Origin of the sequence: Zhihengliuella halotolerans, from assembly GCF_004217565.1 — a bacterium.
Taxonomy (GTDB): Bacteria; Actinomycetota; Actinomycetes; order Actinomycetales; family Micrococcaceae; genus Zhihengliuella; species Zhihengliuella halotolerans.
In genome coordinates, this window is the sequence record NZ_SHLA01000001.1 from 892,305 (window position 1) to 904,422 (window position 12,118).

13 protein-coding genes are annotated in these 12,118 nt (G+C 67.4%); 6 read left to right on the forward strand and 7 right to left on the reverse strand.

Translation table 11 applies throughout. The features are described from left to right. Position 1 precedes the first annotated feature (1 nt). Positions 2–772, reverse strand: a complete 771-nt coding sequence (locus EV380_RS03950) for an ABC transporter permease (RefSeq protein ID WP_102157501.1) — start codon at positions 770–772, stop codon at positions 2–4. Then, complete coding sequence (locus EV380_RS03955) at positions 765–1,724, reverse strand: ABC transporter ATP-binding protein (RefSeq protein WP_130449496.1); 960 nt, start codon at positions 1,722–1,724, stop codon at positions 765–767. Before EV380_RS03955 ends, EV380_RS03950 begins: the two co-directional genes overlap by 8 nt. A gap of 171 nt (positions 1,725–1,895) precedes the next feature. Between EV380_RS03955 and EV380_RS03960 the strand changes: the two genes are divergently transcribed. From EV380_RS03960 to EV380_RS03980, 5 genes are all read left to right on the forward strand, one after another. Next, positions 1,896–2,669 (forward strand): helix-turn-helix transcriptional regulator, encoded by a 774-nt coding sequence (locus EV380_RS03960; RefSeq protein WP_207219305.1) that lies wholly within the window; start codon positions 1,896–1,898, stop codon positions 2,667–2,669. Further along, complete coding sequence (gene sufB / locus EV380_RS03965) at positions 2,666–4,126, forward strand: Fe-S cluster assembly protein SufB (RefSeq protein WP_130449500.1); 1,461 nt, start codon at positions 2,666–2,668, stop codon at positions 4,124–4,126. Before EV380_RS03960 ends, sufB begins: the two co-directional genes overlap by 4 nt. Positions 4,127–4,128: 2 nt before the next feature. After that, complete coding sequence (sufD, locus tag EV380_RS03970; RefSeq protein WP_130449502.1) at positions 4,129–5,406, forward strand: Fe-S cluster assembly protein SufD; 1,278 nt, start codon at positions 4,129–4,131, stop codon at positions 5,404–5,406. Positions 5,407–5,476: 70 nt separating this feature from the next. Continuing rightward, on the forward strand, positions 5,477–6,232 hold the full coding sequence (gene sufC, locus EV380_RS03975; protein ID WP_130449503.1) for a Fe-S cluster assembly ATPase SufC: 756 nt from the start codon (positions 5,477–5,479) through the stop codon (positions 6,230–6,232). A gap of 2 nt (positions 6,233–6,234) precedes the next feature. Further along, on the forward strand, positions 6,235–6,570 hold the full coding sequence (locus EV380_RS03980) for a metal-sulfur cluster assembly factor (protein WP_102157507.1): 336 nt from the start codon (positions 6,235–6,237) through the stop codon (positions 6,568–6,570). A 106-nt stretch (positions 6,571–6,676) separates the two neighbouring features. Here EV380_RS03980 and EV380_RS03985 read toward each other — a convergent pair whose 3' ends face one another. The 5 genes from EV380_RS03985 to EV380_RS04005 are packed head-to-tail and all read right to left on the reverse strand — an operon-like array spanning position 6,677 to position 10,386. Then, on the reverse strand, positions 6,677–7,714 hold the full coding sequence (locus tag EV380_RS03985; RefSeq protein WP_130449505.1) for a CU044_5270 family protein: 1,038 nt from the start codon (positions 7,712–7,714) through the stop codon (positions 6,677–6,679). A gap of 8 nt (positions 7,715–7,722) precedes the next feature. Further along, positions 7,723–8,319 carry an RNA polymerase sigma factor gene (locus EV380_RS03990; RefSeq protein ID WP_130449507.1) on the reverse strand — a complete coding sequence of 199 codons (597 nt, stop codon included), beginning with the start codon at positions 8,317–8,319 and terminating at the stop codon, positions 7,723–7,725. A gap of 36 nt (positions 8,320–8,355) precedes the next feature. Beyond that, positions 8,356–9,006, reverse strand: a complete 651-nt coding sequence (locus EV380_RS03995) for a CbiQ family ECF transporter T component (protein ID WP_130449509.1) — start codon at positions 9,004–9,006, stop codon at positions 8,356–8,358. Then, positions 9,007–9,741, reverse strand: coding sequence for an energy-coupling factor ABC transporter ATP-binding protein (locus EV380_RS04000; RefSeq protein ID WP_130449511.1), 735 nt, complete (start codon positions 9,739–9,741; stop codon positions 9,007–9,009). 24 nt (positions 9,742–9,765) lie between these two features. Next, positions 9,766–10,386: a biotin transporter BioY gene (locus EV380_RS04005; RefSeq protein ID WP_130449513.1), complete on the reverse strand. Its 621-nt coding sequence runs from the start codon at positions 10,384–10,386 to the stop codon at positions 9,766–9,768. 110 nt (positions 10,387–10,496) lie between these two features. On the opposite strand from EV380_RS04005, the gene EV380_RS04010 reads away from it, so the two are divergent. Continuing rightward, on the forward strand, positions 10,497–12,098 hold the full coding sequence (locus tag EV380_RS04010) for an ABC-F family ATP-binding cassette domain-containing protein (RefSeq protein ID WP_130449515.1): 1,602 nt from the start codon (positions 10,497–10,499) through the stop codon (positions 12,096–12,098). Positions 12,099–12,118: the final 20 nt, after the last annotated feature.

Consider the following 12,118-nt stretch of genomic DNA (forward strand, 5'->3'; position numbering starts at 1 on the left):
CTTACGTCCATTTGAACCAGCGGGTGGCCGCGGTGCCGGCGACGGCCGCCCACGCGAGTAGTACGACGACGGCGCCCGTCGCGAGGGTGCCGTCGATGAGCGCGGCGCGCATGGCGTCGCCGAGCGCGGCCGAGGGGAGGACCTGGACGATGTTGCCCAGGAAGGCGGGAAGGTGGCTGCCCGGGATGACGATGCCGCCGGCCGCGGCGAGCAGAATCCAGGCGAGGTTGGTGATCGCGAGAGTCGCCTCGGGGCGGACGGTTCCCGCGATGAGCAGACCCAGGGACGTGAATGCGGCTGCGCCCGCGAGCAGGAGGCCGACGGCGATCGCGGCGCCGACGAGGTTGGGCCGCCAGCCCATGGCGACGGCGGTGCCGCCGACGACGACGATCTGCACGACCAGGACAGCCAGCACTGCGAGGGCCTTGCCGAAGATGAGCCCGACCCGGCCGAGCGGCGTCGTCGACAGGAACGTCAGGACCCCGTAGCGGCGGTCGAAGCCCGTGGCGATGCCCTGGCCCGTGAATGCCGTCGACATGACGCACAGCGCCAGCACTCCCGGTGCGGCGGCGTCGATCCGGGAGGGGGCGACGCCGTCGAGCAGGTCGACGAAGGTGAGGGCCACGAGGGCCAGCAGTGGCAGCACCACGGCCAGGACGAGTTGTTCGCCGTTGCGCAGCATGAGCATCGTCTCGTAGCGGCCGTGCCGCAGGACGCGTTGGGCAACGGAAGCGGCATTCGCGGTGCCGGGAGCGAGGGTCGTTTCAGGCATCGGGCTGCTCCTTGGCGGATGCCAGATCGAGGAACACGTCCTCGAGGCTGCGCGGCTGCATGCTCAGGGCGGTGGGCAGCACGTCGGCCGCTGCGAGCCAGCTGGCCGCAGCGGCGAGGTGGGTCGCGGTGTGCACGCCGGTGACGCGATAGTGGCCAGCCGATTCGCGGGTCAGGACCAGCCCCGTGGAGCCGTGCAGGGCTGCGGCGTCGAGCTCCGCCGTCGTCGAGATCTCGAGGACGCGGGACTCCGTTTCGGCGTGGGCGGTCAGCTCTTCGACGGTGCCCTCGGCGACGTTGCGGCCCTCGTCGATGATGTAGACGTAGTCGGAGAGCCGTTGGGCGTCGTCCATAAGATGGGTCGTGAGCACGATCGCGAGTCCGGCGTGGCGCAGCTCCGAGATGAGGTCGAACACGACCTGGCGGGACTGTGGGTCGAGGCCGGCGCTGGGCTCGTCGAGGAAGACGATCTCGGGCCGCCCGACGAGGGCCGCCGCGAGGGCGACGCGTTGCTTCTGGCCACCGGAGAGGCGGCGGATCGATGTTGCCGCGAAGGTGTCGATGCCGAGCCGGGCGACCAGGGCGTCGACGTCTGCCGGGTGTCGGTACATGCCGGCGACGTGTTTGAGCAGAGGGATCGGGCGCACCGATGGCGGGAGGCCGCCGTCCTGGAGCATGACGCCGACGCGTGAGCGCAGGTCCGGGGAGGCCGTGAAGGGATTGTGTCCAAGCAGCGAAACGGAGCCGCCGTCCGGGCGCAGCAGGCCCTGCGCGCAACCGAGCGTCGTCGATTTTCCCGCTCCGTTGGTGCCGAGGATGGTTGTCACGGAGCCGTGATCGGCGCAGAGGGAGACACCGTGCAGGACGCGGACCATGCGGCCATCGAGCGCGGTGACTGGGCCGAAGTCCTTACGGAGGGCGTCGACGACGAGGGCGGGGGCTGGCGAGTGCACCAGAGCATTCTACGTGACGTAGAGGTTCCGCCCGACGGCGGGCTGCGGTAAAGTCGGCCACAAAAGGTGTGACCGTGGCACAGATCATGCCGAAGCGAGTCTCAGCTAAGGGTCGCCTTCCTAGCGAGTTGCCCCGCAATAGGTCATGATTGTGTTGTGTATTCAGCTCAGTTGACGACTCCCGATGACGGTGGGGCGCGGCCCCACGATACCGGGGCGCCCGAAAACGAAGAGCGGACCCGCGACCGCGTTCTGCAGGCCGTCCTGAAACAGGGGCCGGTCAGCGCCGCGGAGTTGGGCGAGTCGCTCGGATTCACGCCCGCAGCCGTCCGCCGCCACCTTGACACCCTCAGCAAGCAGGGTCTCGTCGAAGTCAAGCTAACCGCCAGTCAGAGCGCGGGGGCGGGCCGACCGGCCCGCCGCTACGTCCTGAGCCAGCGCGGCCAGACGAAGCTCGGCAACGACTATCTCGACATCGCCACGGAGGCTCTCACGGAGCTCGCCGAGGCCGTCGGTCCCGAGGCTATCCACACGTTCGCCGCCCGCCGCTTCGGCGCCATGGAGCGCCGCTATCAGCCCCTGGTCGACGCGGCAGGTGACGACGTCACCGCCCGGGCAGACGCCCTCGCGAAAGCGCTGGCCGAGGACGGGTTCGTCGGATACACCCGCGAGGTCGGTGCAAACCTTCCCGAAGCGATGCAGAGCGTCCAGCTCTGCCAAGGGCACTGCCCGATCCAGGGCCTTGCCGCGGAGTTCCCGGACTTCTGCGAAGAGGAAACCAAGACCTTCGCCCGACTGCTCGGCGTGGACGTTCGCCGACTGTCGACGCTCGCCGGCGGAGGGCACGTGTGCACCACGCACGTTCCCGTCGGACGCCACATGACACCTCAGCGTGCTGAGAAGAGAACTCGAATCAAGATCAACAAGCAGGAGAGGCCGCGATGACGGATCAGATTGCACAGGAGAACGCCGATCCCGGCGTGATCAATGAGATCCTGGAGAAGAATCCGGAGCTCCAAGGGATCGGAAACTACGAGTACGGCTGGTCGGACAAGAACGACGCCGGCGCCAACGCGAAGCGCGGCCTCGACGAGGCCGTCGTCCGCGACATCTCGGCCAAGAAGGACGAGCCGGAGTGGATGCTGAACCTGCGCCTGAAGGGCTTGAAGTACTTCGAGCGCAAGCCGATGCCGACGTGGGGCGCTGACCTCTCGGGCATCGACTTCGACAACATCAAGTACTTCGTGCGTTCCACCGAAAAGCAGGCAACCTCGTGGGAGGACCTGCCCGAGGACATCAAGAACACGTACGACAAGCTGGGCATCCCCGAGGCAGAGAAGCAGCGCCTCGTCTCCGGTGTGGCAGCACAGTACGAGTCCGAGGTCGTCTATCACCAGCTGCGCGAGGACCTCGAAGCCCAGGGCGTCATCTTCCTGGACACCGACACCGGCCTCAAGGAATACCCGGAGGTCTTCCAGGAGTACTTCGGCTCGGTCATCCCGGTCGGCGACAACAAGTTCGGCTCGCTCAACACGGCCGTCTGGTCGGGCGGCTCGTTCGTGTACGTGCCCAAGGGCGTGCACGTCGAGATCCCGCTGCAGGCCTACTTCCGTATCAACACGGAGAACATGGGCCAGTTCGAGCGCACGCTGATCATCGCCGACGAGGACTCCTACGTTCACTACATCGAGGGCTGCACCGCCCCGATCTACCAGTCGGACTCGCTGCACTCGGCCGTCGTCGAGATCATCGTGAAGAAGGGCGCACGCGTCCGCTACACGACGATCCAGAACTGGTCGAACAACGTGTACAACCTCGTGACCAAGCGCGCCATCTGCGAAGAGGGAGCCACCATGGAGTGGGTCGATGGCAACATCGGCTCCAAGGTCACCATGAAGTACCCGGCCGTCTACCTCGTTGGCGAGCACGCCAAGGGTGAGACCCTGTCGATCGCCTTCGCCGGCGAAGGGCAGCACCAGGACACCGGTTCCAAGATGGTGCACATCGCACCGAACACGTCCTCGTCGATCGTCGCGAAGTCGGTGGCCCGCAACGGCGGCCGCTCGGCCTACCGCGGCCTCGTCCAGGTGCGCGAAGGGGCCAAGGGGGTTAAGAACTCGGTGGTCTGCGACGCCCTCCTGGTCGACCAGATCTCCCGCTCGGACACATACCCGTACATCGACGTCCGCGAGGACGACGTCACGATGGGCCACGAGGCCACCGTCTCGCGCGTCTCCGAAGAGCAGCTCTTCTACCTGATGTCCCGCGGCATGGCCGAAGACGAGGCCATGGCGATGATCGTCCGCGGTTTCATCGAGCCCATCGCCCGCGAGCTGCCGATGGAATACGCGCTCGAGCTGAACCGCCTCATTGAACTGCAGATGGAAGGATCCGTCGGTTAATCATGACTGATACCGCAACTACTCTCTCCGGCGACAAGGCTCGCATCGGCGCGCCGTCGATCGCCGGATTCACCGAGGAGGGCGAAAACCTCTCCCCGCTGAACGAGGACGCCTCGCCGCTCGGTGGCGCCGCGTCGAAGGCCCACAGCCACGGTGGCGCCGCAGGCGTGCCGCAGGCGTCGCGCGGCGAGCGCCCCACCAGCTACGACCTGGCGGACTTCCCGGCCCTGACCGGCCGCGAGGAGGACTGGCGTTTCACCCCGCTCAAGCGTCTGGGCGGCCTGCACAAGGACGCACCGGCCGGTGACGCGCCCGCCGTCGTCCTGACCGGCGGTGAGGGTCTCGCCCTCGAGACCGTCGCCATGGATGACGCGCGCGTCGGCTCCGCTGGCGTCCCGGACGATCGCGTCTCCGCGAATGCCTGGAACGCCGCCAAGGAAGCTACCGTGCTGACGATCCCGGCGGGAGTCGAGGGCGCCCAGGCGACCCTGACGATCACGGGTGACTCCAAGGAAGCTGCCGCGCAGCACCTCGTGATCATCGCCGAGGCGAACTCGAGCGCCGTCGTCGTGCTGGACCACGTCGGGACCGCCGTGCTGGCGCAGAACGTGGAAGCCGACGTGAAGGAGGGCGCCAAGCTGACGCTCGTGTCGCTCCAGGAGTGGGAGGACGACGCCATCCACGCCTCGGCCCAGCAAGCCAAGGTCGGCAAGGACGCGTACTACAAGCACGTGGCCGTGAGCTTCGGCGGCGACCTCGTGCGCCTGACGCCGTCCGCCCGCTTCGACGCCCCGGGCGCCGAGGCCGAGCTGTACGGCCTGTACTACGCAGACGCCGGCCAGCACCTCGAGCACCGCCTGCTGGTGGACCACAACCAGCCGCGCTGCACCTCCAACGTGCTCTACAAGGGCGCGCTGCAGGGCAAGGACGCGCACACGGTGTGGGTCGGCGACGTGCTGATCCGCAAGAACGCCGAGGGCACGGACTCCTACGAGGCCAACCGCAACCTCGTCCTCACGGACGGCGCGCGTGCGGACTCGGTGCCGAACCTCGAGATTGAGACCGGCCAGATCGAGGGTGCCGGCCACGCCAGCACCACCGGCCGTTTCGACGACGAGCACCTGTTCTACCTGATGGCTCGCGGCATCGACGAGAAGACCGCGCGCCGACTGGTGGTCCGCGGCTTCCTCAACGAGATCATCCAGAAGATCGGCGTGCCCGAGCTCGAGGACCGTCTCAACGGCAACGTCGAAGAAGAGCTCGAAGCCACCGAGAACTAGGCCCCCGCAGGCCGCAAGAATTCACAGACCCACGCCGCCAACCGCGGCTTACAGGAGAGATACGGACACAATGTCTACTCTGGAAATCAAGGACCTGCACGTCTCGATCGACACTGAGCAGGGCACCAAGGAAATCCTCAAGGGCGTGACCCTGACGATCAACACCGGCGAGACGCACGCCATCATGGGCCCGAACGGCTCCGGCAAGTCGACGCTCGCGTCCACGGTCGCCGGCCACCCGCGCTACAACGTCACGTCGGGCGAGATCCTGCTCGACGGCGAGAACGTGCTCGACATGAGCGTCGACGAGCGCGCCCGCGCCGGCCTGTTCCTGGCCATGCAGTACCCGGTCGAGGTTCCGGGCGTCACGATGACGAACTTCCTGCGCACCGCCAAGACGGCGATCGACGGCGAGGCACCGAGCCTGCGCCACTGGACCAAGGACGTCAAGGCGGCCATGGCGAACCTGAAGATCGACGCCGACTTCGCGAACCGCAACGTCAACGAGGGCTTCTCCGGCGGCGAGAAGAAGCGCGTCGAGATCCTGCAGATGGAACTCTTCAAGCCCCGCTTCGCCATCCTCGACGAAACCGACTCCGGTCTCGACGTCGACGCGCTCAAGGTCGTTTCCGAGGGCGTCAACCGCGCGTCCGAGGCCAACGAGATGGGCACCCTGCTCATCACCCACTACACCCGCATCCTGCGCTACATCAAGCCTGACTTCGTGCATGTCTTCGTCGACGGCCGCGTCGCCGAGCAGGGCGGCCCGGAGCTGGCCGACCAGCTCGAGGAAGAGGGCTACGACCGCTTCCTGGTGAAGGCCTGACCATGAGCGAGGCGACCCAGGGCAACACGCAGGCGTCCCTCGAAGATGTCGAGGAGGCGCTCAAGGACGTCATCGACCCCGAGCTCGGGGTCAACATCGTCGACCTCGGCCTGCTCTACGGGCTGAAGTACGACGACGAAGGCACGCTGATCATCGACATGACGTTGACGACGGCCGCCTGCCCGCTGACCGACATCTTGGAGGAGCAGGTCGCTTCCTCCTTGGACAGCGTGGTGGATGCGCACCGACTCAACTGGGTGTGGATGCCGCCGTGGGGTCCCGAGCGGATCACCGACGACGGACGCGACCAGATGCGGGCCCTCGGCTTCAACATCTAGGACGCGATCGTCCGCAGCGCGAAAAGAGCCTGGGCTCTTGATCCGCGCCGAGGGTTCATCCCTTGGCCGGAATCAAGAGCCCGGGCTCTTCTGCGTTCGGGAAGGCTCAGGGTGCCCTGTCGACGACCTCAATCGTGGATGTCGTCGTCCCGACGACCGTCCCGGCCTCGAGCCGGTCCGCGTCTTCGAGGTAGACGCTCCGCGTGCCGATAAGCATGCCGCTGTCGCGGTCGATGATCAGGTCTTCTCCGACTACTCCGTCTTCGCGGATGATGCGGATGATGGCGCCATTGCGGCCGTCGCCTTCGGCGGGCTCGTCGACGAACTCGACCCGGGGCATGAGGGCCAGCGTCTGGTAGACGGCTGCGCGGAGATAGGCGTCCGGCAGGCGCGAGTTCAATACGTCTGCGGCGAAGCTGAAGAGCCGATGCTGATCGGCTTCGGAGCCTTGGTAGCCCGTGGTCTTCTTCATGTGTTCCAGGAGACGTTCGGGATCCCGGGGGAGTTCGGCCATATAGGCGACCGGGTCGGCGCCCCAGGGGCCGAAGCCGACATCCGCATCCGTGCTGGCGTGCAACTGGGCGGCTGTCCCGCGCTGGACCGGGTGGACCTGGGCGGCAGTGTCGCCGAAGATCTCGTCGAAGTAGTCCTGATCGATCATGCCGAACCCATTGGTCAGCGATGAGCTGCCCGTGCGGACCCATTCGCCGTCGTGATCAGCGGGAATATAGATCGTCGACGTCTCGAAGAACTGCCCGAACGCGACATCGCCATTCTCGTCACCTGTGTCCACGGCGTGCATGTCCTCGGTGTGGACCTTCAGGTACTGCCCGGTCCCCACAACGGGATCGGCGGTGCGGATTGTGTTCGCAGCCGCGGCATGCAGCACTTCTGCGGCGGCCGCCGGCGCGGTACCGTGCCAGTCTGCCGGTCGCACGAGGTCGACTGCGACGAAGGCGGCCGCGGCGACTGCTGCGACCGCCACACCGGCGACAACTTCCCTGCGGCGCACGGCTGCGGCGAAACCGTGGACGAGAGTATGTGGCGTCTTCTTTGGGTGGGGAGAGGCCGCATCGACTTCAGCGACGATCATCGCTCGCATGGCGTCGCGGCGCTGGGGATTCATGTTCTGCTGGGTCTTCATGGTTCCTCCTAGAGGGAGAAGTGGAGGTGCTGATGCAGGTGAGGGACTTTGTCTGCAAGCCGGCGTTTGGCCCTGCTCAACCTGGATTTCACGGTGCCGACGGGGATGCCTAGAGCAAGGCCGGCCTCGACAGTCGAGAGCTCTTCCAAGACGCACAAGGTGAGCACGGCCTGATCTTTGCGCGGCAGCTGTTTGAATGCCGTGGAGAGTTCGCGAGATGTCTGGTGCGAATCGACGTGGTGGGCCACATCGAGGGCAGGGTCAGGCTCCTGCGGCGTCGGAGGCAGCCGGGCGAGGAATCTCCGGTAGCGGCGTTCGGTCCTCGTGTAGTTCCGGGCGACGTTGCTGGCCGTGACGATCAACCAGGGCAGGAACCGTCCGTCGTCGTCGGGCACGTCGTTTCGGCGGCGCCACGTCTCCAAAAATGTCATGGCGACGACATCCTCTGCCTGATCGGCTGCGACGAACCGCAGTGCATGGCGGAAAATGCGTTGGTGGTGGCGGTCGAAGAGCAAGCCGTAGGCGTCGCCATCACCGGTTCGGGCCCGTCGCAGGAGGGCCTCGTCCGTCGGTGTTGCCGCCGGCGGCGGCAGATTGGTGTTCATGCTGTGTGATGTCCGGAGACCGGCGCGTGGTTCCGTTTATTCGCGGTCGAGGAGACCGCGGGCCGCGAGGGCATCGCCCGTCCGATGGGCGTAGTCGATTGCCGAGACGACCACGGGCCCCGCCAACGCGACCGGGTTGCGGCCGATGCCGCGCGCCCGTGCCGCGTCGCCGACCTCTACGGCCGAGGCAGCGATGGCCGGAATGCTGCGCAGCATGAGGCTCACGCCGAGCGAGAGCGCCTCGGGGTCGATGCCGACGTGCCGGAGCGGGCGCAGCGCCCGGCCGAGCCCGTCCATGAGCACGGTCAGTTCGGTGGTCAGCAGGAGGAGGCGGGCGGCCTGGAGCGCCGCGAGCATGCCGCCTATGATGGCGACAGCGCGCGCGACCGCGTCGAATCCAGTGGCGCCATCCGACGTCGCCAGCCACCACTGGTGCACGCCGAGGATTGCGAACATCCACCACAGGTAACGCAGCGGATCGGCCCAGTGGCGCAGCACCCGCCGCCCGGCCGCCGCGTACAGCACCACGGACAGGCCGATCAGGCCGAGGGCGACCGGCGCCTCACGCCACGTGATCGCGCCCACCGCGACGGCGACGACCAGCAGGTACTTCGCCCACAAGGGCGCCCGGTGGACGGGGCTGCGACCCGGGATCGCGAGCCCGAGCGTCATCATCCGGCCGCGCATTCAGGCCTCCCGCAGGGCGAGCCGGCGGTAGGAGGCGACCGCCTCGTCGGGGGCGCCGTCGAACACGACGTCCGCGTGGTCGACGACGATCACGCGGTCGGCCTGCGCGGCGAAGTCGAGGTCGTGCGTCGCGTAGACGATCTGCTGCTCGAGCGAGTCGAAGGTGCGCTGCAGCATCGCGTTGTTGCGTAGGTCCAGCAGGGTCGTCGGCTCGTCGGCGACGAGGATCCGCTGCCCGGCGGCCAGCACGGTCGCCAGCGCGACGAGCTGCCGTTCGCCGCCGGAGAGGTCGTAGACGCTGCGACGGGCCAGGTGCTCAAGCCCCAGCCGCTGGAGGATCTCCAGCGCACGACGGCGGCGTTCGTCCCGGCGCGGGACGCTCGCCTTGAGCGAGAGTTCCACGTCTTCGAGGACCACGGGCATCACGAGCTGGGCGAGCGGGTCCGTGAAGAGGAAGCCCACGTCGCGGCGGACCCGTTTGGTCGCCCGTGTGGTGCAGTTCCCGTTGACGAGGACGCGCCCTCCGCTCGGGGCGACGAGCCCGTTGATCATCTTCAGCAGCGTTGATTTGCCGGATCCGTTCGCCCCGACGACCGCGACGCGTCGTTCGGTCAGCGTCAGGGTGACGGGGGAGAGGACCGTCCGCTGTGGCACAGCGCCCGTGTCGGGATCGGCCGCCGACTCATCGTCCAGCGTGAGCTCGGCCGCTTCGAAGCGGATCGTCGTTTCGTGCATGTCTCCAGTAACCCACGGAGCCGATCAGGAGCGGAAATCGCGACGCGCGAGGCGCGGGAACGCCTTGAAGACCGTCACGGCGATGCCGGCGGCGACGAGGGACTTGAGGATGTCACCCGGCCAGTAGGGCAGGTCGTAGAAGAAGGCCTGAGACAGCGGCAGATCCGCGTTGATGCTCATGCCGAGGATGCCCAGCGGGTGGGTCAGGAGCACGGAGGATCCGAAGGCCGCGACGAAGAGCCACAGGAAGCGCAACCGTGTCGTCCGGCGCAACAGCCACGTGGCGATGGCTCCGGTCAGTAGGGCGGTCAGCGGGAAGGCGAGCAGGTAGCCGGCCGATGGCCCCGCGAGGACGCCGAGGCCACCCGAGAACTTCGCGAAAATGGGCACCCCGGCGAGTCCGACGGCGACATACAGCAAGACGGCCGAGCTGCCGCGCCAGCCGCCGAGGATTAGTCCGCACAGCGCTACGCCCAGGGTCTGGAGCGTGATCGGCACGCCCAGCGGCCCGACGGGTACTGCCGGGACGAGGGCCAGTACGGCGACGAGTGCAGCGAAGACGGCCACGAGGGCGAGGTCGCGAGCTGTCGGGCGCGCCAGTGTGCGGGGCGCCGGCTGCGCGGAGGCAGTGGTGTGATTGGTCACGATCGGTCCTTCGAATGCCTTATTGAACGGTGTTCAATGATGGTACACGTCCTGGCACGGCTAGACTGGAATGTCCGTCATTCTACGTCCCCGTCGAAAGGAATGTGCCGGTGATTTCCGTAGCCGACCTCGAATTGCGAGCCGGCGCCCGGCTGCTCATGGAAGGTGTCTCCTTCCGTATCGACAGTGGTGACAAGATCGGTCTGGTCGGGCGCAACGGCGCCGGCAAGACGACGATGACGCGTGTACTGGCCGGCGAAGGCCAGCCCGCCGGCGGTGAGGTGACCCAATCCGGCAAGATCGGCTACCTGCCGCAGGACCCGCGCACCCCGAACATGGAGCAGCTCGCCCGCGACCGCATCCTCTCAGCCCGGGGGCTCGACGAGATCGTCGGCAAGCTGCGCCGCTGCCAGGACGAGATGGCCAGCGAGGACGACGCCGTCCGCGAGAAGGCCATGCGCCGCTACGACCGTCTCGAGGCGGAGTTCATCGCCGGCGGCGGCTACGCAGCCGAGTCCGAGGCCGCGGCGATTTCGAACAACCTCGCCTTGCCCGAACGGATTCTCAACCAGCCGCTCTCGACGCTCTCGGGCGGCCAGCGCCGTCGTGTCGAGCTCGCCCGCATCCTCTACTCCGACGCGGACACGCTGCTGCTCGACGAGCCGACCAACCACCTCGACGCGGACTCGATCACGTGGCTTCGGGAGTTCCTCAAGAACCATCAGGGCGGGCTTCTCGTGATCTCTCACGACACCGATCTGCTCGAGGCGACCGTGAACAAGGTCCTCTACCTCGACGCCATGCGCGCGACCGTGGACCTCTACAACATGGGTTGGAGGCGCTACCAGGAGCAGCGCGTCGCGGACGAAGAGCGCCGCCGCAAGGAGCGTGCGACTGCCGAGAAGAAGGCTTCCCAGCTCAAGGATCGCGCCGCGCGCTTCGGGGCCAAGGCATCGAAGGCCTCCGCTGCGCATCAGATGACGGCGCGTGCTGAGAAGCTGCTCGCCGGCCTCGAGGATGTGCGCCAGGTCGACCGCGTGGCCGCTCTGCGTTTCCCGACGCCGGCACCGTGCGGCAAGACCCCGCTCATGGCCGAGGGTCTGAGCAAGTCCTACGGATCCCTCGAGATCTTCACCGACGTCTCCCTGGCGATCGACCGTGGCTCCAAGGTCGTCATCCTGGGCCTCAACGGTGCCGGTAAGACGACCCTGCTGCGCATGCTGGCGGGCGTCACCCAGCCGGACACCGGTGAACTGCAGCCGGGCCACGGGCTGAAGATCGGCTACTACGCCCAGGAGCACGAGACCCTCGACCACGAGGCCAGCGTCCTGCAGAACATGCGCAATTCGGCGCCGAGTCACCTGGGCGACGCGGACATCCGCGGGATCCTCGGATCGTTCCTTTTCGTCGGCGACGACGTCGAGAAGCCGGCGGGTGTCCTCTCCGGCGGCGAGAAGACGCGCCTGGCCTTGGCCACCATCGTGGCCTCGAGCGCGAACGTACTGCTGCTCGACGAGCCGACCAACAACCTGGACCCGGCCTCGCGCGCCGAGATCCTCAGCGCGCTGGCGAACTTCGAGGGCGCCGTCGTGATGGTCAGCCACGATGAAGGCGCTGTGGCCGCGCTGAACCCCGAGCGCGTCGTCCTGTTGCCCGACGGCGACGAGGACCTCTTCAGTGACGACTACCTTGAGCTGGTCGCCCTAGCCTGACGCCGCGCCGCGGAACCGCC